We start from the raw sequence: 24,416 nt of genomic DNA on the forward strand, positions 1-24,416 counted from the left end.
CGGATAAAAAAACAGATTTTTTAGAATTTATTTTTTGCTTTCCAGATGAAGCCATCGAGCACATAATGTGTAGCCTGTGGTAAGGCTAGAAGTGGAACCAGCAGCGATAATAATTCCGTGTTGGTAACCTGCGGTAAGCCGGAAAAAAGTTTGAAAACCGATTGATGTTCTTTCCATACCAAGCCATCCCAAAGGCCTTCTTCCATGTACGCGAAAAGTACCAGAATCAATAAGAAATATAATATTCCGAATTTTCCGAAACAGAGATCCATGATTTTATTCTTAGCGGTTTGGCCTCCGATTTTTTTCTTTTCAAAAAACCAGATCAATGCCATATACGGAATGCCATGCGAAATTACGTTTAAGGTAGTAAAGGCCATATCACCATTAAAATAAACGATACCGAAATACCAGGATAAAAATGTTCCGATTACGATTAAGTTGCGTGGAATATTAATCCATTTTTTGTTAATGATCAATAAAATTTCTTTGACGATATAAATGGCGATGATTAAGATGTACACCATGCTGGAGTATGTTAACAGCATATCATTCTTAAAAGTAAAGAAATCGCCTTCTACAAACCAGTTGAAATTTCGCCCGCTGCTTAAATGCCAGAAAAGCAAAGGATATAAAGTTGCGGTATAAATGGCAATTTTATCAATAGTTGTTAATAGCCTGGTTGATTTTTCGTTACGGGAATACAGGCGCATAAAGCCATATTGCTGCCTGATAAAATGATAAACGGCCAAATAAGCCAGGATTCTCCAAAACCATAAACCATCAAAACGATAGAGCATAACACCTATAACATAACAGGCCAACGGAATAGAGATGAGCAATGTATACTGCTTTTTGAAATTACCCCGATTAAAATAGGTTCGGTATAAGGTGCTGTAAACATGTGCAACATCAATAAAAACAATTAAAAATACCCAATAGGCTAATGGAATACCTGTTGCGTTTTGAAACTGATCTGGAAAAAGTAAAACCAGCAATAAAGAGAGAAATGCCGGCGATATAATAAAAATAATATCAGTCCATGCCGTGTGTAGCCAGGGTTGAGTATGTTTATGAGATAACATTTAAAACCTGTTTTGCAGCGTTTACGCCTTGATGAAAAGCTTCTTCAAATATAGAAACCCCACTCAGATCGCTGTGGGCAAAGAAAATTTTATCATCTATTGGAGCTCTGGCTTTTGCCAGGTTTTCACTCCAAACGAAATCTGTTGTAGGTGCAATCATCCCATGTCCCCAAACCCAGAAATCTATATTTTCAATAGCCGCTGTAATTCCCGGGTGAATCATTTCCAATTCAGGAACAACAATATCAAGCCATTGTTCGTAACTCCTGGCATATGCAGCTAAGCGTGCAATTGCTGGTTCAAAATCGCACAGCGGCAGATAATAAGTAATTACTTTTTTATCCTCAGAGAGTTTTAAATGTTGCTGAGCCGAATTTACATAGCCAACAGATGCTGTATTGTAAGCAACATTATCCCAGCAAAGATTAATGCCTTTTGATTCCGGTAATTCGTTGATGGTAATATTTGCGATTAGCCAGGGCGAATAACTAAAAGACTGATAATTTATATGGCGGTTAAAGTTTTGGAGTAAACGATTGTTTACAAATTGAGGTGCGCATAAAATAATCTTTGCAGCTGTTATTTCTTCGGTGATATTGGCTTGCATATTGAATATGGAAACCGTTATATCTCCATTGGCCAGCGATTTTAAACCATAACATAAGGTTGAGGTTTTGATATGATCTTTAAGCTGACTGGCAAGTTGCTTCATGATCCAGCCATTGCCTTCTGGCCAGGTGAGTATAGCGTTTTGTTCTGCATTTGCAGCTTTCCCTCTACGCGAAGCAAAATAGTGCAAACCAGCCCAGGCTGATATTTTATCTGTTTTCTGACCATAATCATCTTTGCAGGCATAATTTAAATACCATAAGAGATATTTCGAATCGTATCCTTTTTCTTCGAGATAGGCCTGAAAAGAAATCTTATCCAGTTTTCTGTAATTTGGATCGCTTGATGATGAACTTAGTGGGATATTGAACAGAAATTTTCCATCGTTCCCTTTGGTATTTTTTAACTGATCTACCTCCAATAAAAAACGCTTGATTTGTTCTTTGTCCGTTGCAGGTACACCAAAATCTGGCACCAAACCTTCCTGCCACTCGCCATTAATCAATAACCTTTCCTCGGGATCGAAAGTCAGGTAATAATCGTTATAGTAGGGGAGTTCGTTTTCGAAGTGGGTGATGACATTAATTTCCTGCAAAAAATCGATAAGCAGATGATCATCATTGTTCGCGACAGTAATATAATGCGCGCCTAAAGGGTATGAGGATATATTATTGGTGCCAAAATAAGAATTTCCACCAGTATGATTTTCCAGTTCCAGAATCTCGAAATCTGTTTCTCCATTCTTTTTTAACCACCTGCCAGCTGATAAACCCGAGATTCCACCGCCGATAATTAGTGTTTTTACCTTTCTTGTTTTACTTGAGGGGGCTAGCTTGATCTTATCGCGTAAAATATGACCAGCTTTTGCATTCGGTCCCTGTAAAGTTCCTTTGATGTTATATTTGGTAGATCTGATTTTTTTATAACAGCTATTCAAAAAAATACCGCCAGTAATCAGGCCTATTCTCAAAAGAAAAGCACGTCGTTTTAAATATGCCGATAAATCATCTTTATAAAACGTTTGCCCACTCATCTTCGAAATATTTCACCAAAATCTGATTATTTAATTTATTTACATCAGTTTCTACCCTTGCCATATCTTTTGGAAAGAAGAGCATCAGGTCTAAACTTTCTTTCGAAACGAACCTTAAACCAGGTAAGTATTGCTGCGGTTTTTTGTAAACATTATCCGGATCGGTTGCCATAATGTAACCCCACTCGCCGAAAGAGGGTACATAATTGTGATACGGAATGGTTTTTAAACCCACACTTTCAAGGGTTTTGTTTACCGTCCAAAAAGATTTTGGTGCAACGTAAGGTGAAGTAGACTGGACAACCATTAAACCTTTAGGAGCAAGTATACCCTTAACCAGTTTATAAAAAGCGTTGGTATATAACTTGCCAACGGCATAATTTGAAGGATCTGGGAAATCGATTACAATGAAGTCGAATTTTTTATGCTGTGCTTTAATCCAGCTAAAGGCATCGGCATTAATTACTTTTACCTTAGGCGATAAGAGTGCGTTTTTATTTAAACCTAAAAGAATCTTGTTCGATTGAAAAAGGCTCGTCATCCCTTTGTCCAGGTCTACCAATGTTACCGAATCTACATTAGGGTATTTTAGTATTTCCCGAACGGCAAGTCCATCTCCACCGCCCATTACTAGTACATGTTTTGCAAAAGGTAATGCCTGCAGTCCAGGATGTACCAATGCCTCGTGATACCGGTACTCATCATCAGAGCTAAACTGAAGATTTCCGTTTAAGAAAAGTCGTAAAACTTTATTTTTTTTAGTCAGGATAATCCGTTGATAAGGCGTGCTTTTCGAATATATGACGGTATCGCTATAGGTCTGACTTTCGGAGAAACTTGTAATTTTATCTGCATAAACAAAACCTGCAAGCAGCAAAATAATACTGATAACGGACGCACTCTGCAGGTACTTAGAAGCCCTGATTTCTTTTTTGAAACTTAAGCATACAATTAAAGCCACTGCCACATTGAGCATCCCGAACAGATAAGCGGTTTTAACCAGTCCTAAATGGGGGATAAGCAGGAGTGGGAAAATGAGTGAGGCCAGAAGTGCGCCGATATAATCGAATGTAAAAACCTTCGAAACCAGATCTTTAAATTCATAACGATCTTTAAGGATGCGCATCAACAGCGGGATTTCTAAGCCCACAAGGATACCGGTCAGACTCACAAAGCCATACAACACAATTCGGAATGAAGCAATGCTTTCAAAAACGAGGAATAAAACCGTTGAGCTAAAACCCCCAACCAGGCCGACTAAAATTTCGATCTGAATAAACCACGAAAGGATATTTTTTTCGAAATACTTAGATATCCACGAGCCTATACCCATAGAAAAAAGGTAAACGCCAATGATGGTGGAGAATTGGGTAACTGAATCGCCAAGTAAATAGCTGGCCAGTGTACCCGCAATCAACTCGTATATAAGCCCGCAGGTTGCAACAACAAAAACAGAAATTAATAAAAGTGCCGGTAGCTTTTTGTTCATGCTAACTATGAATGGCTGAACTTATAATAATTGCTATTGCAATAATAAAAGCTGCAAAAACGATTGCCAATGCTAGATTTTGCTTTTCCAGTATCTCTTTCCAAAGGTTTTCTGGTGTAATTTTTTCAATAATCCAGAATGCAATAAAAAGAACAATGATGCCCAATACGGAATAAACCAGTGATGCAATAATGTACTTGATGTTAATTAATTCATTTAAACTCATAATGTTCTTATTTATGGTAAAATCTATTTATGTGACCTGAATGACTTTTATTGCCATTAAATTCTGTGTTTTTTTCTGCTTTATCGGGGAAATAAGCACGCCCCTTTAAACCACTGTAGCCATAAAAACCTATAACAGCCAACAATACGATCAGGTAATATTTTATTGGTTTTAAATTCATTTATTCTCCATTTACAAAAGGTGAAAAATCGCTGTTATTCCATCTTCTTTTTTCATAATCGCGCATTAAAAGCCAGCAGATTGCCGGAAAAATACAAAGCAATAATAGGGTGGTTACCGTATTGCCCCACATGGTTACATTGCTCACCGCTTTGATGTAAAGGTTATTTCTAAAAATATCGCCTGATGATGGATACACATTTAAATGGTATTTTCCTTTGGGTATTTCTGATAGTGTAATCGATTCTCTTGTAGAACCCTCCGACCAGCTTTCACCATCTTCAGTACCGTGATAATATTCGATCCCCTTGCTTACTTCCCAGGTTTTGTTATCGCTTTCATTAACCAATACAATGGTGGTTTCGAGCCAGTTATTATCAACTGCTGATGCAATTTCGAATTCAATATTTGATGATTCATCATCAATTGTAAAAGATGGTGTAATAAATGATTTGAAAGCATCAGGACCACCTTTCGTATCGTAAACAATTAAAAAATCATCATTGATCAGCTCTTTTTCAGGTTTTACCAGGTTGAACAATAGATGGAAAACCAGGACTAAAACAATAGCTACACCGGATATATTTAACGAGGCTGTCCACCTTTCAAAAGCTTTTGATGGCTGGTTTGCACCAATACCAATTTGCTCGGGTAGGTCGTTTTTATCAATGTTGAATGCATTTGCAATCACTTCAGCATCGAGATATTCGCCAATGTAATAGTCGGTTTGGTGGCTGGTTTTGCCAACCTCCTTTACCACCATAAAAGGCGGGGCGATATACTCTGTAGCTTTAACCTTTTCATTCACTACATCCCAATCCACTTCACCAAGCATAGCGGTGACTACAGGTGTATATCTATTGAAAAGTTTGTATTCCACATCTTTATAACCAATGCTTAGCCCATACGATATAGGTTCTTTAAAGTCTGGAAGAAAATCTTTGCTGGCAATAAAATTCCAATGCCCATCGAATTCGGATAAGGTAACGTAACCTTTATCATGGCTGGTTAAGATATATTCCCTCCAATGGTAATTCGTCCCTGCTTCTTTTTTTTCGAGATAGGCAATTACCTTGAATTCAGTGCCATGAATATTTCCTGTTGAGCCTAGTTTTAATACCAAAACTTTTTCAGGTTGATCTAATTTTCTATTCAGTCTAGTTTCTGTTCTGGTAAAAATACGTAGGTACGAGAAACAACATGGGCAAACGATGTACTCGCTTTTAGCTGGCTCGTAAAGCACAATATCTTGTTTGCAAATCGAACAAGTAATGGTCTCTGATAATTTAAAAAATGATTTTACTGAATTCTCCATTAGCGAACAACTTCAGTTTTTTGTATTTCTATACCCTCAAAAAATTGGAGTACAGCTGCATAAATATCTTTAACCTTTTGGGTATTGTCTTTTTGATAATTTGATAAAAAGATATCAAAAGTTGCCAGTTTAAACTCCGGCCATGTATGGATAGACAGATGCGATTCTGTTAAACAGATTACAGCCGTAAAACCCCCATTTGGAAAATCGTGATAAACCTCGCCAACTTTTTCCAGCGTATTTTCCTTAATTAAGCTGTTAAATAGTGCTTTACAATCGTGAAAAGAAGAAAGTTGTTCAGTTTTTTCAGACGAGAACTCTGATAAAATATGTAAGCCAGGATTGTAGTTCATTGAGCGTTTGATATCTTCCAAAAATATAAATTATTTTAGATGTAAGAAGATTTTAAGAAGAGAATTTAAAATGGGCTGTCTGCGGTAAAATAATCGTCCGTATCATCTTCCAATGGAATGTAGATTCTTTCCCATTCATTGCCCTCCACAACTTCCCAGGTGTGCCCTTCTCCGGCCGTATCATTGGCAATGAGGATAATGCCCGGCTCGATGATAAAAGTATCGCCATTACTTACCGTAAAGCGGAGTTTGCCCTTGAGGGTAATTACATATTGGCGCCTTGGTGCAGGGTGGGGGATTTTCTCTAAAGTTGATACATCGGTTTGAGCGAAAAAATAATTCGCATTAATATGCTGACGGATTGGGATTGTACCCCTTTCAAAGGCACATTTGTCATCTTCAATATTAATTAAACGGATGGCTTTTATGTAATTTTTGGTTTCGGCTTGATCTGTATTCATCTGCAAAAAAAAAATATGGGTTTAAAATTTTAATTCGGTTTGTCCTTTTTGGGCAATTTCACGTTCGTGTTGTAGCAGCCATTGTTTACGCCATAAACCACCTGCATAACCAACCAGTTTACCATTACTGCCAATTACCCTATGGCATGGCACTATAATGGCGATATTGTTTTTTCCATTTGCGGCAGCGATAGCCCGTATGGCCAATGGATGGTGTGCAGAAAATTTGGCATATGAAGTGGTTTCGCCAAAAGGTATGGTCAATAAATGCTGCCAAACCTCCTGTTGAAATTCGGTTCCTTTTTGTTTCATCGGGAAATCGAAATCCTTTAAATCGCCTTTAAAATAATCATTTAACTGATTGGCTACCTTTACCGTAAGTTCGTTTTCTGGTAATCCTGAGATGTCTTTCTCCGCAAAAGTAACTACATGCACAAATTCATCATCAGCTAAGATGGTTATTTTGCCAACCGGCGATGTTATAACTGATGCGTAGTTCATGTTTTTTACCCCAGATTTTCACAAATAAACACAGATTTTTTAGTTAAAAGATAACAACGTTAAAAAAACCATCTGTACCTAACGCTTTTATCGGTTTTCTGTGTTTCTGTGGATTATCTATAAACAAAATTACAACAATACAACAATTTAAGCGTGCAATATTTATCAATAAAAGTATCTTTGCGGTTATGCAATTGGCCAAAGAGGTTAAATATTTAATTCACAAGGAAGTATTGTTAGAGTGGCGCTCCAAATATACCATTAACGGTGTACTGCTCTATGTGGTTTCGACCATTTTTACCTGTTACCTCTCTTTTGTTAGCCTCGGCGATAAACTAACATGGAATGCCTTATTTTGGATCATCATGCTTTTTGCCTCCATTAATGGCGTATCGAAAAGTTTTTTGCAGGAAACCAAAGGCCAGCAGTTGTATAGTTATATCTTGGCAAGTCCGGCAGCGGTGTTAATCTCTAAAACAGTTTACAATACGCTTCTGATGTTGGTGCTCACCACAATTGCCTTAGGGTTTTATACACTGGTTTTCGATTCTTTTACCCCACCCGATTTAGCAATGTATTACGTTGCCGTGGTATTGGGCAGTATCAGTTTTTCTACAGTATTTACAATGGTTTCGGCCATAGCAAGTAAAGCCGGTAACGGTGGAATGTTGATGGCGATTTTAAGCTTTCCAATTATTATTCCGGTGCTGATTTTATTAATTAAACTGGCTAAAAATGCTGTTGATGGCTTGCCATGGGAGAATAGTTACGATGAAATAGCGATGTTACTCGTGGTGAATGTACTGATGGTGGCAACGTCTTTATTGTTATTTCCTTACCTTTGGAGGGATTAAAAATGGAAGGTGGAAAATGGACGATGGAATGAAAAAGCAACGATTCCCTCAGCCATTCAAAACTCAATAATTAAATAAACGTATGAATAAAACTTGGTGGAAAATTTTAGGTTCAGTTTTGGTGATTTATACTGCGATAGCGGGTTTGTTACTTGGCGTGCCACATCTGGCTATTTTGAACGAAACCATCCGTAATCTGTATTTCCATGTTCCGATGTGGTTTGCCATGATTGTCCTTTTTTCGATCTCTGTTTTTTACAGCGTAAAATCGTTGAGTACCAAAAGTGAAATCGACGATATTAAAGCGGTAGAGAGTGTAAATGCCGGGATTGTTTTTGGTGTTTTAGGTTTAGTAACGGGTGCCATCTGGGCTAAATATACCTGGGGGCAGTTTTGGAGTTTCGATCCTAAACAAAATTTCGCCGCCATTTCCATTTTGCTCTACTTTGCTTACCTTATTTTGCGCAATGCTATAGATGAGGAACAGAAAAGAGCCAAGATTTCGGCCATTTACAATATTTTTGCCTTCCCGATGATGGTGGTATTACTTTTTGTTTTACCCCGGTTAAAAGACTCCTTACACCCGGGTAACGGTGGTAACCCTGGCTTTAACAGTTACGATTTAGATAGCCGCATGCGTATGGTATTTTATCCTGCATGTTTGGGTTGGATATTAATTGGTTACTGGGTTTATACCATCCGTTTCAGAATACGTACTATAGAAAACAAACAACAACATAACTAAAATGAAGAAGATATTTTTCTCCCTGATATTAATGATGACAGCCCTGCAGTTATTTGCGCAGGATAATGGTGTAGAAATGGCTGACAGCCTTCGGAGCAATGGAAAGATATATGTTGTGGTAATCTGTATTGTGATTATCCTTGTCGGTTTGCTGGCCTATCTGTTCTCTATAGATAAGAGATTAAAGAAAATCGAAAAAGAAAACCAAACTGATAAATAATAGCTTAGACAAGAATTTTTGCTAAAATCACATTTTATTTTTAGAATGGATAAAAGCGCTATTTTAGAAGGATAAAAGTTGCAATTATCGGAATTTATCTTGTTTATCTCATTGTAATAGAGGTTTTTGCCGATTCAGAAATCCCTAATTAAAAATACAAACCAGTACATAACCAAAATACCTACATCACAGTATTGTTTTTTGGTAATTTATTGATCAAGTTTGGTTAGTTATAAATTAAATCAACGGGACGATTTAGATTAACTTTAAGAAGGTGATCAATACAATTGGTCACTTTTTTTTTATGCCTTATTTTTGGTGTAAAACCCATAATGAACCCAATTTTAAACCCGTTGAATTTTTTCTTTCTTAATTGCGCTTGCAAAACCTGGTTTTAAATATTTTTTTTATACTTTTTTTTAAATCATAATACGCCATAAAAAGCTGGTTAAAACGCTGCTTTAATCAAAGTATTGTTTTATTATATCTGCCTTTAAATATGTTTAAATATTGTTTTTGTACATTCCCTCAAAACGGTATAAAATGGCCTTAACAGCCAAAATAAGGTGGTGTTTGCTTTACACTAAGTCTTTTTTCATTTGGATATGTGCGGTTTTTTTAGGCAATTTTGCAGCGAAAACTTATTCATAAAAAAAATAAATAATGGCTAATCTAGCAGACGAGAACAAGTTCTTTGCAGATGTTTGTAAGAACTTTGACAGTGCGGCTCAATTCACCAATCATCCAGAAGGTTTATTGAACCAGATTAAAACATGTAATAGTGTGTATCGTTTCCAGTTCCCAATCCGCCGCGGAAACGGTTTTGAAGTAATTGATGCCTGGCGTGTAGAACACTCTCACCACATGAGCCCTACCAAGGGTGGTATCCGTTACAGTGAAATGGTAAACGAAGATGAGGTTATGGCCCTTGCTGCCTTAATGACTTACAAGTGTGCCATTGTTAACGTTCCATTTGGTGGCGCAAAAGGTGGTATTAAAATTAATACTAAACAGTACAGTGTTGCCGAGTTAGAAACCATCACCCGCCGTTATACTACAGAATTAATTAAGAAAAACTTTATTGGCCCTGGTATTGATGTTCCTGCGCCTGATTATGGATCGGGTGAACGCGAAATGAGCTGGATTGCCGATACTTATATGACCATGAATCCTGGTCAGTTAGATGCTCTAGGCTGTGTAACGGGTAAACCAATAGCTTTACATGGTATCCGTGGCCGTAAAGAAGCCACCGGACGTGGTGTTGCCTATGCCGTACGCGAATGTGTAGAAGTGGCAGAAGATATGGCTAAAATTGGTTTTAAAGCTGGTTTAGGTGATAAAAGGGTAATTGTTCAGGGTTTAGGTAATGTGGGCTACCACTCGGCTAAATTCTTAGCAGAATTTGGCGCTACCATTGTAGGTTTATGCGAATTTGAAGGTGCCATTTACAATCCCAACGGATTAAATGTTGATGAAGTTTTTGCACACCGTAAAAACACAGGTTCAATTTTAGGTTTCCCGGGCGCTAAAGACTTTAAAAATTCAATGGAAGGTTTAGAGCAAGATTGCGATATCATTGTTCCTGCTGCTTTAGAAAACCAATTCACTGAGCTTAATATCCGTAATATCAAAGCGAAAATTATTGCTGAAGGTGCAAATGGTCCAACTACACCAGAAGCCGAAACCATATTTACCGAAATGGGTGGTATCATCATTCCTGATATGTATTGTAATGCAGGTGGTGTTACGGTTTCTTATTTCGAATGGTTGAAAAACCTTTCTCACGTGGCTTTTGGTCGTATGGAGAACCGTTATGCAGCCAATTCAAATGCCAATCTAATTAATACTTTAGAAAACTTAACGGGTAAAACGATCCTTCCTGAGCATCGTTTAATGATTGTTAAAGGGGCGTCTGAAATGGAACTGGTAAACTCTGGTTTAGAAGATACCATGATTCATTCTTATCACGAAATCCGCGAAACATTAATGAACAAACCAGCAACACAAACATTAAGAACAGCTGCTTTTGTAAATTCAATTGATAAAATTGCAGTTTCTTACATGAACCTGGGCGTTTGGCCATAATACTTAGTTTATCCTGAGCTTGCCGAAGGATAAAGATCTAAATCAAAGCCCTGCAGGATTTAAAACTGCAGGGCTTTTTTGTGCCTAAGTTCGCAATTTGAATCTTTTGCTGGCTGTGTAAGCCACTTCTAGCTTTTTTTTATTTTGGAAATGATAGGTCTGCATTCCATAGGAGTGGGCTAATCCTGCTGTACCTCCTGCCGATGAAGGATCGGCATCCGTCCCATCAGGTTTAGGTACAATGGACAGTTAATCTGCGTAAATTGCCTTCAATCTGCGAGAAATACACTACCTACTTGCCGGCGTACCAACTGAGAAGTTAAAATTTAACGAACTATTGAAGCCATTTCTAAACGTTTTTAAAAGCTGGATCAAGGCGTTGGTATCCTCATTTAAAAATAAAAGTTCCGACTCCAGTTTGATTTTGTCTTTGCCTATACTTTTTGCTTTGATTTCCAGCTGACTAAAAGTAGCCAGTTTATCTGCAATTAAGGGCATTGGTGTTTGTTTAATCAACTTTTTAAAATCTGCTTTAAAATAAAAGAAATCGTTGGATGATTCCCTTTTTTGATCGGGTTGAATGCTTGGCAATGTACTTAACTGAACATGACCGTTTTTGCCTTTAAAGTAAACCTGGTACAATGGAATCATAGCACTGCTAATCTTTCCGGTAGATTGATCCAATGCGCCCAGCGATTTGAGATAATTACCCACTGCTTTATCATCAGCGCTTAGATTGATAACAATTGAAGGAATCTTCCGGTCCTGGAGTATTTTTTTCTCCACCTGCTCAAAATCATCATTGTATTCGTAGCCTACAATGGTATCTACCTGTGTAATGGTATTTGTCCACTCAAAATCCACATAATCTTTGTAAAACCTGAAAAAATTATATTTCGAAAGGAGAGAAGGGCTTACGGTCTGATTTTGCTGAGGTGACTGGGATTTAAACTTGGCGTTTAGCCACATGCTTACTGTACTTTCCGGGTTTAGCGCCCGGTGCTGCGGCTTCGCGGCTGGTTCGATCATCTTATTGATAAATTCATTGCTGAAATTAATTTTTCCATCAGTAAAATTAATTTGGCTAAAGTTTTCAATGTTTTGAAACGAAACATGATCAGAAAGATTTACCAGTTCTTTAAACTGGCTATCGCCAACTTTAATCATGTTTTTGCGGTTCAATATTTCGGTCAGAACAGTTTTAACCTGTTCTTTTTGTGGTGTATAGGCTAACGCGACAGTTGTTTTGTTAAATAAGATACAAAGGGTCGAATCTTTGGATTGAAAAAAATTACTATCTATTTTAATCAATGGCAAAGCAGATTTCTTTTGGATAAAACGGTTAAATGCTGGAGCATCTGCTATTTCAAAGCTCGAGAAAAAGGTAGTTTTTGCCTTTCCTTTTAAACCATACAGGTAAATGTTTGCCGGGATTTTCAATCCAGTGTTTAAATCATCTACCTTTTCCTTAATCCCTTTTTTATCTGCTCCAGCATATTGATTTGGATGTTTGATATAACTCAGCGCAATGGTTTTGTACAGTTCGTCAACATTTATTTTGAGTAAGGCATTCGTCGAAACAGGGATAGATACATTATTGGCCTGGATTTGTCTGTACTTGAAAAAGCCGAAATAACAAATAAGCAGCAATATTACTATCGCTGCTGTTATTTTTAAAAATTTCTTCATAGAAAAGGTTAACTGTTTAAGTGGGTTAACTGTATACGGCCAACTGATAATTGCCAGCTAAACTACTTAGCTGCATTTTCAATTAGCGAAAACAAGTATTTCAATGCATTTTCATGTCCGTTCGGAATCTCAGCGCTAATATCAGCTGAAACCAATCTGCCCTTAATCGGGTTCGATTTCATGTATACATTACCCATTTTTTCTAAAGTGCTGTTAAATTTCTTAGCAGTTTCTTCTCCACCAATTTCCGAATCCGGCACTTTGCCTACCAGGTTTTTGGCATTAAACAGAAAACTGAAATTGTTTTTGCTCAATAGTTGTTTATGCAGTTTACTTAATTTATTACTGTTGTATTGATTGTTGCTAATGCCCTGCATTTCGGTTAAGGAATTACCAAAAAATACAATGCCATCTTTAATCATAAAGTAAATATCAATCGGACTTTTCTTTTCCTGTATCTTATAAATGTTGTTCTCAACAGATACATAATTTTTGTTTACGCCATATTTAATCAGTTTATTGATCAATCTGGTATCTTCAGAAGAAAACATGAAAAGGAAATCAGGCAAAGTTTCTTTTTTGGTTTTAACTATTTCTTTCTGTTTGTAATCATCATCATATTCGTAGGTGGTATAAGTAACATCTTTGGTGTTTAGTCCGTTAATTACAAATAGGGCATCACCTTTAACCACTTTGCTTACCGCTTCTTCATCTAATAAAAGCGAAATCAATTCTGCACCCAGGTCAATTTCTTCGTCCATTTTAGCACCCAGAAAAGAACCATAAGCCTGTTTCATTAATTTAGGGAATTCTTCGAGATACGCTTTGGTATCGATGGAGTAGCTCATAAAACCAAGGGCTTTTTCGCTGTTTACATATTTCAAAAAGTTTTTGTTTAACTTTCTGTTCATGATTTTTTTATAAGCATCTGCCTGTTCCTGGGCCAATTCCAAGCCTGTAGAGATGCGGAAACTTTTGTCATCCATAAAAAGTTTCGCATTTAAACTGCTATAACCTTTCATTAATCCCGCTTTACCATAAGCACCGAATTCCGGAGAAACCGCATTATAAACATCTTGAAGACTCGACACCCAAAGCTCTGCAATGGCTTTGTTATCTAAACTGGCTGTGTACGATTTATTGTTTTCGATAGATTCGTAAGTACCATTAAAAACCTGATCTGCCTGGGCGGTCATCCAGGTAAAAGCCAATCTTTTTTTCTTTGCATCTTGTTCTAAACGCTCTTGCTGGTAAGCATCATATTGCTCATCAACAATGCCATGAACAGGAGTCATGCTTGCAGTATCGACTGCGAATTCTCTTGCTTCTTCAAAATCCGGATCAGTTTTGGCGATTTTTTTAGATTTTTTGGCTGTTTTCTTTTTACCGGTTTTTTTCGTTGCAACCGTTTTTTTAGTGTTCTTTTTTGCAACCGGCTTTTTCTGAACCTTCACTTTTGCTACAGGTGGGGCAGGCACTTCTTCATCCATCGATACTGTTGTAGCAACAGAATCTACAACTACTGCAGTGCTATCAATAGCTATTGCATCATCATTCTGGAACCTGATGTCCTTAATCCCATAACGGGCAGATTTAACTGAATCAGCAAAAAAAGAACTGCTGATGCTTCCTGTTACAAAATACAGCATGTTGTTGTTCCATTTAATAATACTGGTGCTGTCAGGCAAAACCATCGTACGGATATCGCCCTGCTGGGTAAACTTTTTCTCTTTGTTGTCAATCAGACTTTCAAATTTTTTAGCATCTTTTATCGGAATAAGAAAACAGTTATATGTAATACTATCGCTTAACTGATTGAAGTAATACATATTTTTCTCCAGGTTTATACCGAAGTCTTCTATACTGGTAAAGCTTTTATCAAGTGATTTTGAAGTTTCGGTCAATAATTTCTTGCCTAGAAAAGATTCGTTAAAATCTTTCACAAACATTAATTTAAATATATTATCGCCTTTAATTGTGGCAACTGTGAAGGCGTTAGATGGTATTTTCTTAACTAAATCCTGAGCTTTGGCCAGGTTAAATGATAAGAAAAGAGCGATGGCAATTAGAATTTTTTTCATTATGTAATTTGTTTTCAGTGAAAATGAAACTATCGTGAATTAGACATTGGTTTCATTTATTTAGATAATTGTATGGAATTAGATACGTTAATTTTTCCGTTAATTAAATCCATGATGCTGCTTTTTAACATCACGGCTTTTTTAGATTTCGATACATTTGATGCCGGATTGGTACTACTTGTTACAAGCGATTCGAAACGATAAATGCTGGTGTAGGTTGCGCCGTTAAAAACGGCTTTATCTTTTGCTTTTAATTTATTGAATTCTGTTTTAGCGGTACCAATGGCCTGATATTTTCGGCTAAAGGTTTTAGTGGCCTTGTTATACGTATACGATGACGTGTTAGTCGCCTTAATTTTTTGCTGGGCAAGAATGTTTTTGGTGATGTTATTGATGTTTGAAACATCTTTAAAAGAAAAACTGATGGTGGCGATGTAATTATTAAAATCGCTCGTGCTTTTTACATTCGAAATTCCCTCCGATTTTCTTAAATAAGCAACGGCTTCATTTAATTCCTGCTGAATTTTTTGCTTACTGGGTACTTTATAGCCTTGTACACTATCCAAAAGCATTACCGAAGCTACCTTGGTTTTGCTCTGGCTCAGGTTTATGGTAAGTACTACATCGCCGGTTCCATCATTTTTCAGGGCAATTTCTTCAATTACTTCAAAACATGAGCTTAAAAAGGGGATCAAGACGATAAATGACAAAAGCTTATAAAACTGCTTTAATTTCATGTTAATCTGGTTTAGGTTTTACTGTGGGATGTAAAAAAGGAATGATTATCTGACAGGCCAAACTTAATAATTTCAGTCCGGATATTTAAACGAATTAAGATATTCCTTAAGATCGGTTATAAATAGTGGCTTTCGGAAAAATATTTTCCTTCAAAAATCAGATAATTGTCAATATAAAGACAAGAAAAATGTAAAAGAATGCTGGCTAAGCCGATTTTTCTATCTTTGTTGCCAGCTTTTACAATAAGTATAACCATGAAGAAAAGTGCAATCATTGGATTGATTACCATCGCGATTTCCGTAGGGATTTTATTTAGCTTAAACGCAAATACCGACACCTACTCTAATTTCAAACAGGCAGCTCTTTCAGAGAAAGAAGAACATGTGATGGGCTATTGGGTAAAATCAATGGGTACTTACTACGACGCCGTAAAAGATGCTAACCATTTTTCATTCCACATGAAAGATGAAAAAGGAGAAGTGAGAGAGGTAATTTACGCAGGTACCAAACCGCAGGATTTCGAAAAATCAGAAAAATTGGTGTTGATCGGCAAGATGAACAAAGACAAATTTTACGCATCGAAAATTTTAATGAAATGCCCGTCCAAATATAACGATAACCTTGTCGAAATAAATAAAGATGGTAAAGTAGATACCGTAGGTAAGTACGGCGAGAAAAAATATAACTAATTTTAATGGATATTCAATTTGTAGGCGAAAACCTGCTGCCGGGTAAAATCGGTCAGTTTTTTATTGTGCTGGCGTTTAGTGCATCGTTACTTTCAACCATCGCATACTTTTATGCCAGTCGCGAGAAAAATTTAGAAGATAAATCTTGGCGAAACTTAGGTCGGATTGGATTTCTCGTTAACTTTTGTTGTGTAATCGGTATCGGAGCAATTTTGTTCTACCTGGTGCTGGGCCACTACAATGAGTACAGTTATATTTATTGGCACTCTTCAAAACAGCTTCCAATTCATTATATTATTTCTGCTTTCTGGGAAGGGCAGGAAGGAAGTTTCTTACTTTGGGCTTTCTGGCAGTCGTTTCTGGGTACTTTATTAATCTGGAAAGCGAAAACCTGGGAGCGCCCGGTAATGACAGTTGTTGCCTTCTCTCAAGTGTTTTTAACTTCAATGCTTTTAGGGGTAGAGATTTTTGGTGAGCGCATCGGAAGTTCTCCGTTTATCCTGTTAAGAGATTCTCTTGATTTGAAATCAATGGCGCCTGTAGTTTTCGCAAACCCTGAAAACTTCGCAAATTATTTAAAGTTTATTACCGATGGTAGAGGATTAAATCCTTTGCTGCAGAACTATTGGATGGTGATTCACCCACCAACCTTGTTTTTAGGTTTTGCCAGTATGATTGTGCCTTTTGCTTATGGAATTGCGGCTTTATGGCAAAAAAGATATAAGGAATGGATTAAACCAGCTATGCCTTGGGCACTTTTTGCAGTAATGGTTTTGGGTACAGGTATTATTATGGGTTCGTTCTGGGCTTACGAAGCGTTAAACTTTGGCGGTTTCTGGGCCTGGGATCCTGTTGAAAATGCTTCTTTAATTCCTTGGTTAACCCTTATAGGTGCGGTACACGTGATGATTGCTTATAAAAATACTGGCCATGCTTACTTTACGGCAATTGCTTTAGTATTCTTAAGTTTCTTATTGGTGCTTTATGCCTCTTTTTTAACCCGAAGCGGAATTTTAGGTGATACATCAGTTCACTCATTTACCGATATGGGGATGTTTGGCCACCTGATTTTATACAATGTAGTTTTCGCTGTTTTAGCGATAGTGCTTATTGTCATCAGATGGAAAGAATTACCCATCACCACCAAAGATGAAGAAACCTATTCCCGCGAATTCTGGATGTTTATTGGCGCTTTAGTGGTAACCATCGCTTGTATCCAGGTCATATTCTCCACTTCGGTACCCGTATTCAATAAGGCTTTCGGAACAAACTTTTCTCCGCCAATTGATGCTGTGAAATATTACAACCAGTGGCAGGCACCTTTCGCCGTATTAATTACGTTAATTTCAGGTTTCTCTCAATATTTAAAATATAAAAGGACTGATCCACGCAAATTTTATAGTAGCCTGGTTTCTGCAATTATTTTCTCTGTTGTGCTAACAGCCGGTTTGGTATATGTGGCTAACATATACACCAACACCATGTATATCCTGATTACCTTCAGTTGTTTATTCGCTGTGCTTTCTAACGCAGCTGTTTTATATCAGGCTTTCGGTGGTAAGGCAAAACTGGCCGGATCGGCAATTGCGCACATTGGTTTTGCTTTCTTAATTCTTGGTGCATTAATTTCTGCTGCCACCAACAAACCTTTATCGATCAATTCAAATAATTTTATCCCGGTAAAGGATTTCGAGAAAACAGAGAAACCTGGCGAAAACATCATGTTATATAAAAACGAACCTAAAAAAATGGGTAAGTATACCGTAACCTATGTAGCCGATACCACAGTAGCACCCAATACGATTTATACCCTTAATTTTAAGGTTTTAGATAAAGAAGGAAAGGTTAAGGAAGATTTTAACTTGCATCCACATGTGCAGGATAACGAAAAAATGGGCTTAATTGCTTCTCCTGATACCAAACATTATTTAACCTATGATGTGTATACGCACATTACCAGTGCCGCTATTAAACAGGAATCGCATGGCGATCACGAAGGTCACTCTGATGATGAAAATTACAAAGCGCCACGGATTGTAAAAGTTTCGGTAGGCGATACCATTCATACCTCAAGTGGTATTGTTACGGTTAAAGATTTAAACAGAAAACCAACCGCTAAAGATTTAGTTTTAGGGCAGGGCGATTATGCTGTGGGTTTACCATTAGAAGTTAATGCTGCCGGCAAAATTTATAACACTGAGCCTATTTTCTTGATTAAAGGAAATAATACTTTCGATTTCGCCCGTAAGGTAGATGAATTGGATTTGAAATTCCGTTTCTCCAGAGTATTGCCAGATGAGAAAAAAGTGGAGCTTCAGATTTTTGAAAAACCTCAGCAGGCTAAAGACTGGGTGGTTTTTAAAGCAATAGAATTTCCTTTCATTAATTTATATTGGGCAGGTACCATTATCATGGTTGTTGGTTTCTTACTTTCAATTTTCAGAAGGAGAAAAGAGGCCAAAGCCGCATAAAATCATGAAGATCGTTTTATTAGGTTCGGGAAACGTTGCCACACACTTTGCAAAAGCATTAAAAGCAAAAAGTGAAGATGTGGTGCAGGTGTACAGCCCCAATCTCAATAACGCAAGGTTACTGGCTGATTTAATTGCAGCTGAAGCCGTAAACGATTTAAATGCGGTTTACCAGGATGCTGATTTATACATTATCTCGGTAAAAGACGGTGCCATTGAAGAAGTGGCCAAATCATTAAAAAACGTAACCGGTTTGGTGGTGCATACCTCAGGAACTACAGATATCAGTATTTTATCAACGCATGTGAAAAAAGCTGGTGTTTTTTATCCTTTGCAAACTTTTTCGAAAGGTAAAGAAGTTTCATTTGAAAATATCCCGCTTTGTATCGAAGCGAATGATGAAAGCGAAATAACGATTTTAAATAAACTGGCAGCAAAAATTAGCCGTCAGGTATATCAGTTAGATGGCGATAAGAGAAAAGTATTACACCTGGCAGCAGTTTTTGCCTGTAATTTTCCGAATCACCTGTACGCTTTAGCCAATAAGATTTTAAACCAGAATGGTTTGGATTTCGAAATCATCAGGCCATTAATTGCCGAAACAGCCGATAAGGTAATGAGCAATCTACCTGAAAATGTGCAGACTGGGCCAGCAGTTAGGGCCGATGAAAGCACTTTAAACAAACATTTGAGCATGTTAACAGATATGCCCGAATTGCAGAACATTTATCAAACATTGAGCGATAGCATAAAATTAACGCTGAAATAGCATAATTACGGCTTTTGCTTATTACTTTTGCAAAATAATTATGAGCATTTTTAAACTAAAAATAAATTTTGAAGAAGCAGATCACGAATCTATTGAATTACCAATAGCAGCCGGCGAATCTGTTTTAGATGTTTGCCTGGATAACGGAATAGAATTACAGCACAACTGTGGTGGTGTTTGTGGTTGCAGTACCTGCCATGTATACGTAACAAAGGGTATGGATAATATCGAAGAGATTTCTGATAAAGAAGAAGACTTTATCGATAGAGCTGTTCGTCCAAAAATTACTTCCCGCCTGGGCTGCCAGTGTGTAGTGATTAACGGCGATATCGAAGTAACTATTCCAGATCAGTCTGACTTTATGGGACACTAGTTAGTCTGGAGTCCAAAGTCTTTAGTCGGGAGTCGATTAACCATGTATAACAGTTAACCGATTAACCAGTTCAAACAATTAACCAAAACAACAACAAACAAAACATGAATAACGATAAATTTGCTTTACCTTTTTACTGGAACGATTATGAAGATATTGCAATGTCTTTATATGAGAAATTTGGTGATGATTTTACAGAAGCCAAAATCTACCGTATCCGTTTTACCGAACTTTTAGATTGGGTTTTATCATTGCCTAACTTTAAAGGAACCCGTGAGGAAAGCAGTGAAGGACATTTAGAGCAAATTCAATCTGCCTGGGTATACGAGTGGAGAGATAATCAGTAATTAGTCCTGAGTTCGGAGTCCTCAGTCTTGAGTCAGCACCGAGCGCTTAACCCTAAACGCCAAACGCGCCAATGTTTCTCCAAAAGCTAAAAGAGATTACCACTTTCATTTTTGATGTAGATGGTGTGCTTACCGATGGATCTGTTCAGGTAACTGATAATGGTCAGTCGTTACGCACTTTTAACATTAAAGATGGTTATGCCATGCAGCTGGCGGTTAAAAGAGGCTACAACATCTGCATCATATCTGGTGGGGATGGTATTGCCATGGGGAAGCGTTTTTTTAACCTGGGGGTTACCGATGTTTTCCTCGGAACAGGCGATAAAGTGGCCATCTTTAATCAATATCTTCAGGATAAAAACATTACTGCAGGAGAAGTGCTTTACATGGGCGATGATATTCCTGATTTAAAAGTAATGAAACTCGTAGGCCTTCCAACCTGCCCCGCTGATGCCGTAGAAGAGATAAAAGCGATATCTACATTTGTTTCTCCTTACAATGGAGGCAAAACCGCCGTACGCGACATTATCGAAAAGGTAATGAAAGTACAGGGCAGATGGCATGATGAAAATCCAAACGCCGCCGATTCGGGGATGTAGGTAGTTCATTAATTCAGGTGTCATTAGTGCATTAGTAGAAAGTCTCTCGGCGAATCGTCATCCTGAACTTGTTTCAGGATCTTTCTGGCGATAAATTCTTCACTACGTTCAAAATGACAGCATATTCAGAATGACGTTACCATTATAAATCTCAATCATTAAAATTTGCAATAAACCGTATTATATGCGAAATTTACATTGATAAATTAATCAATCGATTGATTAATTTATCAATGTAAAAAACGTTAATTTTAATCATATGAGCACATACCTTGTACCAGTAGATTTTTCGAACACGGCAGATCATGCAGCCAAATATGCCGCCAGGTTGAGTTTTGCGATGACGAACGCAAAAATTATCTTGCTTAATGCCTATTATGTTTCTGCATACGAAAGCATTCTGCCAACACCTGATTTAATTGTTACTACAGATGTTCATATTGCTGATGAAATGACCAGAAGGCTTGAAGCACTCGAAAAACTGAAGGTAAAAATGTTAGCGATTAGCCCCAGTGCTGAAATAGAAATTTACCTCACCAGAGAAACACTCTTGCGTTCTATCATCGATCGGGTAAATAGGGAGGAAATAGAACTCATCATTATCGGCAGCAACGGTAAAAAAGCAAAAGATGAAAGCGATATCGGCTCTAATGCGATCAAAATTTCTAAATCAAGTCCTGTTCCAGTGTTGGTTGTTCCGCCAAAGGCCGATTATCAATCGATTCGAAAAGCCATTTTAGCCTGCGATTTTAAAAAGGTTAAAGAGGTGATTCCCATGCACGCACTTAAAAACATTTTAAGCAAACACGCCTTAAAACTTTTGGTACTCAATATCAATTCAGGTCATGTTATTGACGCGCAGGAAGAACACTTTTTACACGAAATGCTCAAAGATTTTTCTCCCGAATATCATTATGCTGATCATCCCGATGCGATTAAAGGAATCGTAAAATTTGCCAAAAGTGAAGAAGCCCAGCTGATTATTGCGCTGCCTAAGAAATATAGTTTTTTCGAAAGTTTATTGCATGAAAGTGTATCTCAAAAGCTAACCATTAAATCGCATGTGCCGGTGTTATTGCTGAAAGATTAAGCCATTTCATTTTGCAACAGCTAAGTTACATAGCATCGTTAAACTTTTATTTTCTTTTGCACTCCAACTAGCTCAATTTTCAACCAAAAACAACAAAAAGAACAACATGAAAAAATTAATGATGATTTGCGGATTAATGCTAGGTATAGCTGGTTTCGCTAACGCGCAACAAGGTGGTGGACAAGGAAGAATGATGATGAAACCTGAAGAGAGAGTAAAACAGTTAGACGAAAAATTAAAATTATCTGATGATCAAAAAACAAAATTAACCACTGTTTTTACTGAGCAGGCAGAAACCATGAAAAAAATGCGTGAAGAAATGCAAGGTGGTGGTGATAGAGATGCAATGAGAGAGAAAATGCAAAAAATGCGTGCTGATAATGATGCAAAAGTAACTGCAGTATTAACTGACGATCAGAAAAAAACTTACGAAGCTTGGCAAAAAGAGCAGCGCGCCGAGATGGAAAAACGTAGACAAGGTGGTGGAAATAACTAATCCTGGTAAAATATCAAATAAGAAAAGCGGCTTTATGTCGCTTTTCTTATTTTAGCAAAAAAATAAAATATGCCTGCCAATTTCCCTCCCATTATTTTAGCATCTAAATCGCCACGTAGACAGGAACTTTTAACCCTTATGGGCTTAGATTTTAAAGTCGAATTAAAAGATGTAGACGAAAGTTACCCGCCGGATTTAAGTCCTGCAGAAATTGCGGTTTACATTTCAGAAAAGAAGGCTAAGGCTTTTACGGCTGATGGAGAAATCGTGATTACAGCCGATACCATTGTTGCCTTAAACGGAGAAATTTTAGGTAAACCCGAAGACAGGGCCCATGCACAAGAAATGTTAGCTAAACTCTCAGGCAGCAAACATGAAGTTTTTACCGGTGTAACACTTGTTAAAGGCGACAAAATTCATTCGTTTTACGATAGAACAGCAGTTTACTGTAAATCGGTTACACCTGATGAAATCGACTTCTATATCGATAATTATAAACCTTTTGATAAGGCCGGAAGTTATGGCGTGCAAGATTGGTGGGGTATTGTAGTGGTAGAACGCATAGAAGGCTCTTATACAAACGTAATGGGTTTGCCAACAGAAAAGCTTTACAACGAACTGTTGAAATTTATTTAAATCGTCTTGTGGAATTCTCGTAAAAGTTTCATCATCTAAGAAAATCAGCACGATGAAAACGAGAATTAACGAAGTTACCATAGCCGAACCATGTTTGCAGAACTGGGATGAAATGGATAAAGGAGAGGGTTTTAATTTCTGTAAAGCCTGCAGCAAAAATGTAATCGATTTTTCAGGTTATACCAATGCCCAAATCATAGGGGTATTGGCTAATGCCAGTGGCTCGATATGTGGTCGCTTAAGTCAAACCCAATTAAACCAGCTCAATTATCATTTATCCATTGTTCCTACCAGCAATAGAAACTGGATGAAATACCTTGGCGTATTGGCCATAGGGATGAGCATTTTTGTAATGGATGCCAAAGCAGAAAAATCGAAAGCACCAATTGAAATCACAAGAGGCATAAATAGCATACCAGCGATTAAAAAGCCGGTTATACCCAAAAAAATATATGGTTATGTTCTTGGAGCAGATCGTAAGCCAGCAGCAGGAATAAGATTGGTTATTGTTAATACGAAGTTTTTCGCGGTGACGGACAAAAATGGCCGGTATGAAATTACTTTAGATGAGAAATTTGATGTCAGTAATAATCAATTGGTGGTTGATAGCATCCAGTATAGTGCTTTTATAACACTCAATTTTTCTAACGAAAAACAAAATAATCTGACCCTTAAAAAAGCTGAACACATGATTGTGGGCAAGATAATGATTGCACCGAAAAAGAAATAGCCTACGTGAATAGAGGTTAATGCTTACTGTGGTTTATACATTGATATAGAATTGTCATCCTGAGGAGTAATTTATTTTATAAAAATTATAATAAATGACAAGATATTAATGGAGATAAACTGCCTCAAAGTATCGTCATTACTAGAAAGCTTTTTTAGCCGACAGCCTGTCCCGACCTTTCCTATCGTGTGAACACATCTTTTGATTTGGGTTTTTTATGCCGTTTGCTAACCAACGTTAATAAAGTTCAGGCTTTGCCGAAGAACGTCGTCAATCCCAAGTGGCAGAAAAATCAAAAAAACAGCTGCAGAATAGAATAAATAGCACTACCAAACCTTAAACGCAGTGGTTTTGTGTTCAATAATCATGATTCTCAGCTTTTAAAAGGTATTGAACACAAAACGAAGTGCCGCTGTTTTTTTGATGAGCCTGGGGCAGTGAGAAGCTACCTTGCCGGATTGACAAAGCGCTTTGGGTACTTTGGCGCTCCAAAGTACCATGCCCCGCGGCAGAGAGCGGAAAAAAATAATATTTGTAACCACAAGATAGTTT

Annotated in this window: 26 protein-coding genes; 14 read left to right on the forward strand and 12 right to left on the reverse strand. The window is 37.4% G+C overall.

All coding sequences use genetic code 11. From position 1 onward, the window contains the following. Positions 1-20: 20 nt before the first annotated feature. The 9 genes from AC04QZ_RS17725 to AC04QZ_RS17765 form a co-directional block, all read right to left on the reverse strand. Entirely contained in the window at positions 21-1,085 is a 1,065-nt protein-coding gene (locus AC04QZ_RS17725) for a hypothetical protein (protein ID WP_478358847.1), read from the reverse strand. Beyond that, complete coding sequence (locus AC04QZ_RS17730; protein ID WP_478358848.1) at positions 1,072-2,727, reverse strand: NAD(P)-binding protein; 1,656 nt, start codon at positions 2,725-2,727, stop codon at positions 1,072-1,074. Before AC04QZ_RS17730 ends, AC04QZ_RS17725 begins: the two co-directional genes overlap by 14 nt. Continuing rightward, positions 2,705-4,216: a polyamine aminopropyltransferase gene (locus AC04QZ_RS17735; protein WP_478358849.1), complete on the reverse strand. Its 1,512-nt coding sequence runs from the start codon at positions 4,214-4,216 to the stop codon at positions 2,705-2,707. The genes AC04QZ_RS17730 and AC04QZ_RS17735 overlap by 23 nt, the downstream gene beginning before the upstream one ends. A gap of 1 nt (position 4,217) precedes the next feature. Then, entirely contained in the window at positions 4,218-4,442 is a 225-nt protein-coding gene (locus tag AC04QZ_RS17740; protein WP_086545249.1) for a DUF350 domain-containing protein, read from the reverse strand. A 7-nt stretch (positions 4,443-4,449) separates the two neighbouring features. Beyond that, positions 4,450-4,623 (reverse strand): hypothetical protein, encoded by a 174-nt coding sequence (locus tag AC04QZ_RS17745; RefSeq protein ID WP_478358850.1) that lies wholly within the window; start codon positions 4,621-4,623, stop codon positions 4,450-4,452. Continuing rightward, positions 4,624-5,937, reverse strand: coding sequence for a DUF4178 domain-containing protein (locus AC04QZ_RS17750; RefSeq protein WP_478358851.1), 1,314 nt, complete (start codon positions 5,935-5,937; stop codon positions 4,624-4,626). Then, positions 5,937-6,290: an S-adenosylmethionine decarboxylase family protein gene (locus tag AC04QZ_RS17755; protein ID WP_478358852.1), complete on the reverse strand. Its 354-nt coding sequence runs from the start codon at positions 6,288-6,290 to the stop codon at positions 5,937-5,939. Before AC04QZ_RS17755 ends, AC04QZ_RS17750 begins: the two co-directional genes overlap by 1 nt. A 65-nt stretch (positions 6,291-6,355) precedes the next feature. Next, a complete protein-coding gene (locus AC04QZ_RS17760) occupies positions 6,356-6,751 on the reverse strand; it encodes a cupin domain-containing protein (RefSeq protein WP_478358853.1) in 396 nt (131 codons plus the stop codon). Between the two features lie 21 nt (positions 6,752-6,772). Then, positions 6,773-7,252, reverse strand: coding sequence for a methylated-DNA--[protein]-cysteine S-methyltransferase (locus AC04QZ_RS17765; RefSeq protein WP_478358854.1), 480 nt, complete (start codon positions 7,250-7,252; stop codon positions 6,773-6,775). 188 nt (positions 7,253-7,440) lie between these two features. Between AC04QZ_RS17765 and AC04QZ_RS17770 the strand changes: the two genes are divergently transcribed. From AC04QZ_RS17770 to AC04QZ_RS17785, 4 genes are all read left to right on the forward strand, one after another. Further along, complete coding sequence (locus AC04QZ_RS17770) at positions 7,441-8,106, forward strand: heme exporter protein CcmB (RefSeq protein ID WP_086545254.1); 666 nt, start codon at positions 7,441-7,443, stop codon at positions 8,104-8,106. A gap of 82 nt (positions 8,107-8,188) precedes the next feature. Then, positions 8,189-8,851, forward strand: coding sequence for a cytochrome c biogenesis protein CcsA (gene ccsA / locus AC04QZ_RS17775; protein WP_086545255.1), 663 nt, complete (start codon positions 8,189-8,191; stop codon positions 8,849-8,851). Position 8,852: 1 nt separating this feature from the next. After that, complete coding sequence (locus tag AC04QZ_RS17780) at positions 8,853-9,071, forward strand: CcmD family protein (protein WP_478358855.1); 219 nt, start codon at positions 8,853-8,855, stop codon at positions 9,069-9,071. Between the two features lie 663 nt (positions 9,072-9,734). Next, positions 9,735-11,156 carry a Glu/Leu/Phe/Val family dehydrogenase gene (locus AC04QZ_RS17785; protein ID WP_057932370.1) on the forward strand — a complete coding sequence of 474 codons (1,422 nt, stop codon included), beginning with the start codon at positions 9,735-9,737 and terminating at the stop codon, positions 11,154-11,156. Between the two features lie 288 nt (positions 11,157-11,444). On the opposite strand, the gene AC04QZ_RS17790 is transcribed toward AC04QZ_RS17785, so the two are convergent. The 3 genes from AC04QZ_RS17790 to AC04QZ_RS17800 all read right to left on the reverse strand — a co-directional run bounded on the left by AC04QZ_RS17790 (position 11,445) and on the right by AC04QZ_RS17800 (position 15,663). Further along, entirely contained in the window at positions 11,445-12,845 is a 1,401-nt protein-coding gene (locus AC04QZ_RS17790; protein ID WP_478358857.1) for a hypothetical protein, read from the reverse strand. A gap of 62 nt (positions 12,846-12,907) precedes the next feature. Next, positions 12,908-14,926, reverse strand: a complete 2,019-nt coding sequence (locus AC04QZ_RS17795) for a hypothetical protein (protein WP_478358858.1) — start codon at positions 14,924-14,926, stop codon at positions 12,908-12,910. A gap of 56 nt (positions 14,927-14,982) precedes the next feature. Further along, positions 14,983-15,663 (reverse strand): hypothetical protein, encoded by a 681-nt coding sequence (locus AC04QZ_RS17800; protein WP_086545259.1) that lies wholly within the window; start codon positions 15,661-15,663, stop codon positions 14,983-14,985. A gap of 255 nt (positions 15,664-15,918) precedes the next feature. Between AC04QZ_RS17800 and AC04QZ_RS17805 the strand changes: the two genes are divergently transcribed. The 10 genes from AC04QZ_RS17805 (at position 15,919) to AC04QZ_RS17850 (ending at position 23,864) form a co-directional block, all read left to right on the forward strand. Next, entirely contained in the window at positions 15,919-16,353 is a 435-nt protein-coding gene (locus AC04QZ_RS17805) for a cytochrome c maturation protein CcmE domain-containing protein (RefSeq protein ID WP_057932366.1), read from the forward strand. A 5-nt stretch (positions 16,354-16,358) separates the two neighbouring features. Then, on the forward strand, positions 16,359-18,824 hold the full coding sequence (locus AC04QZ_RS17810; RefSeq protein WP_086545260.1) for a heme lyase CcmF/NrfE family subunit: 2,466 nt from the start codon (positions 16,359-16,361) through the stop codon (positions 18,822-18,824). Positions 18,825-18,828: 4 nt separating this feature from the next. Then, positions 18,829-19,593 (forward strand): Rossmann-like and DUF2520 domain-containing protein, encoded by a 765-nt coding sequence (locus AC04QZ_RS17815; protein WP_478358859.1) that lies wholly within the window; start codon positions 18,829-18,831, stop codon positions 19,591-19,593. Positions 19,594-19,633: 40 nt separating this feature from the next. Next, positions 19,634-19,966 carry a 2Fe-2S iron-sulfur cluster-binding protein gene (locus AC04QZ_RS17820; protein ID WP_029275355.1) on the forward strand — a complete coding sequence of 111 codons (333 nt, stop codon included), beginning with the start codon at positions 19,634-19,636 and terminating at the stop codon, positions 19,964-19,966. Between the two features lie 104 nt (positions 19,967-20,070). Beyond that, positions 20,071-20,313: a Fe-S cluster assembly protein IscX gene (gene iscX, locus AC04QZ_RS17825; RefSeq protein ID WP_086545262.1), complete on the forward strand. Its 243-nt coding sequence runs from the start codon at positions 20,071-20,073 to the stop codon at positions 20,311-20,313. A gap of 71 nt (positions 20,314-20,384) precedes the next feature. Next, positions 20,385-20,912, forward strand: a complete 528-nt coding sequence (locus tag AC04QZ_RS17830) for a KdsC family phosphatase (protein WP_478358860.1) — start codon at positions 20,385-20,387, stop codon at positions 20,910-20,912. Between the two features lie 259 nt (positions 20,913-21,171). After that, positions 21,172-22,002 (forward strand): universal stress protein, encoded by an 831-nt coding sequence (locus AC04QZ_RS17835; RefSeq protein ID WP_478358861.1) that lies wholly within the window; start codon positions 21,172-21,174, stop codon positions 22,000-22,002. Positions 22,003-22,108: 106 nt separating this feature from the next. Further along, positions 22,109-22,498 (forward strand): Spy/CpxP family protein refolding chaperone, encoded by a 390-nt coding sequence (locus tag AC04QZ_RS17840; RefSeq protein ID WP_086545265.1) that lies wholly within the window; start codon positions 22,109-22,111, stop codon positions 22,496-22,498. A 69-nt stretch (positions 22,499-22,567) separates the two neighbouring features. Further along, on the forward strand, positions 22,568-23,134 hold the full coding sequence (locus AC04QZ_RS17845; protein ID WP_478358862.1) for a Maf family protein: 567 nt from the start codon (positions 22,568-22,570) through the stop codon (positions 23,132-23,134). Between the two features lie 52 nt (positions 23,135-23,186). Next, positions 23,187-23,864 carry a peptidase associated/transthyretin-like domain-containing protein gene (locus AC04QZ_RS17850; protein ID WP_478358863.1) on the forward strand — a complete coding sequence of 226 codons (678 nt, stop codon included), beginning with the start codon at positions 23,187-23,189 and terminating at the stop codon, positions 23,862-23,864. The last annotated feature ends 552 nt before the right edge of the window (positions 23,865-24,416 follow it).

The sequence above is a fragment of the Pedobacter folensis genome (genome assembly GCF_056490665.1).

Coding starts and splice junctions, on each gene's coding strand:
- AC04QZ_RS17725 (WP_478358847.1), bottom strand. CDS start 1,085: ATGTTATCTCATAAACATACTCAACCCTGGCTACACACGGCATGGACT.
- AC04QZ_RS17730 (WP_478358848.1), bottom strand. CDS start 2,727: ATGAGTGGGCAAACGTTTTATAAAGATGATTTATCGGCATATTTAAAA.
- AC04QZ_RS17735 (WP_478358849.1), bottom strand. CDS start 4,216: ATGAACAAAAAGCTACCGGCACTTTTATTAATTTCTGTTTTTGTTGTT.
- AC04QZ_RS17740 (WP_086545249.1), bottom strand. CDS start 4,442: ATGAGTTTAAATGAATTAATTAACATCAAGTACATTATTGCATCACTG.
- AC04QZ_RS17745 (WP_478358850.1), bottom strand. CDS start 4,623: ATGAATTTAAAACCAATAAAATATTACCTGATCGTATTGTTGGCTGTT.
- AC04QZ_RS17750 (WP_478358851.1), bottom strand. CDS start 5,937: ATGGAGAATTCAGTAAAATCATTTTTTAAATTATCAGAGACCATTACT.
- AC04QZ_RS17755 (WP_478358852.1), bottom strand. CDS start 6,290: ATGAACTACAATCCTGGCTTACATATTTTATCAGAGTTCTCGTCTGAA.
- AC04QZ_RS17760 (WP_478358853.1), bottom strand. CDS start 6,751: ATGAATACAGATCAAGCCGAAACCAAAAATTACATAAAAGCCATCCGT.
- AC04QZ_RS17765 (WP_478358854.1), bottom strand. CDS start 7,252: ATGAACTACGCATCAGTTATAACATCGCCGGTTGGCAAAATAACCATC.
- AC04QZ_RS17770 (WP_086545254.1), top strand. CDS start 7,441: ATGCAATTGGCCAAAGAGGTTAAATATTTAATTCACAAGGAAGTATTG.
- ccsA (WP_086545255.1), top strand. CDS start 8,189: ATGAATAAAACTTGGTGGAAAATTTTAGGTTCAGTTTTGGTGATTTAT.
- AC04QZ_RS17780 (WP_478358855.1), top strand. CDS start 8,853: ATGAAGAAGATATTTTTCTCCCTGATATTAATGATGACAGCCCTGCAG.
- AC04QZ_RS17785 (WP_057932370.1), top strand. CDS start 9,735: ATGGCTAATCTAGCAGACGAGAACAAGTTCTTTGCAGATGTTTGTAAG.
- AC04QZ_RS17790 (WP_478358857.1), bottom strand. CDS start 12,845: ATGAAGAAATTTTTAAAAATAACAGCAGCGATAGTAATATTGCTGCTT.
- AC04QZ_RS17795 (WP_478358858.1), bottom strand. CDS start 14,926: ATGAAAAAAATTCTAATTGCCATCGCTCTTTTCTTATCATTTAACCTG.
- AC04QZ_RS17800 (WP_086545259.1), bottom strand. CDS start 15,663: ATGAAATTAAAGCAGTTTTATAAGCTTTTGTCATTTATCGTCTTGATC.
- AC04QZ_RS17805 (WP_057932366.1), top strand. CDS start 15,919: ATGAAGAAAAGTGCAATCATTGGATTGATTACCATCGCGATTTCCGTA.
- AC04QZ_RS17810 (WP_086545260.1), top strand. CDS start 16,359: ATGGATATTCAATTTGTAGGCGAAAACCTGCTGCCGGGTAAAATCGGT.
- AC04QZ_RS17815 (WP_478358859.1), top strand. CDS start 18,829: ATGAAGATCGTTTTATTAGGTTCGGGAAACGTTGCCACACACTTTGCA.
- AC04QZ_RS17820 (WP_029275355.1), top strand. CDS start 19,634: ATGAGCATTTTTAAACTAAAAATAAATTTTGAAGAAGCAGATCACGAA.
- iscX (WP_086545262.1), top strand. CDS start 20,071: ATGAATAACGATAAATTTGCTTTACCTTTTTACTGGAACGATTATGAA.
- AC04QZ_RS17830 (WP_478358860.1), top strand. CDS start 20,385: ATGTTTCTCCAAAAGCTAAAAGAGATTACCACTTTCATTTTTGATGTA.
- AC04QZ_RS17835 (WP_478358861.1), top strand. CDS start 21,172: ATGAGCACATACCTTGTACCAGTAGATTTTTCGAACACGGCAGATCAT.
- AC04QZ_RS17840 (WP_086545265.1), top strand. CDS start 22,109: ATGAAAAAATTAATGATGATTTGCGGATTAATGCTAGGTATAGCTGGT.
- AC04QZ_RS17845 (WP_478358862.1), top strand. CDS start 22,568: ATGCCTGCCAATTTCCCTCCCATTATTTTAGCATCTAAATCGCCACGT.
- AC04QZ_RS17850 (WP_478358863.1), top strand. CDS start 23,187: ATGAAAACGAGAATTAACGAAGTTACCATAGCCGAACCATGTTTGCAG.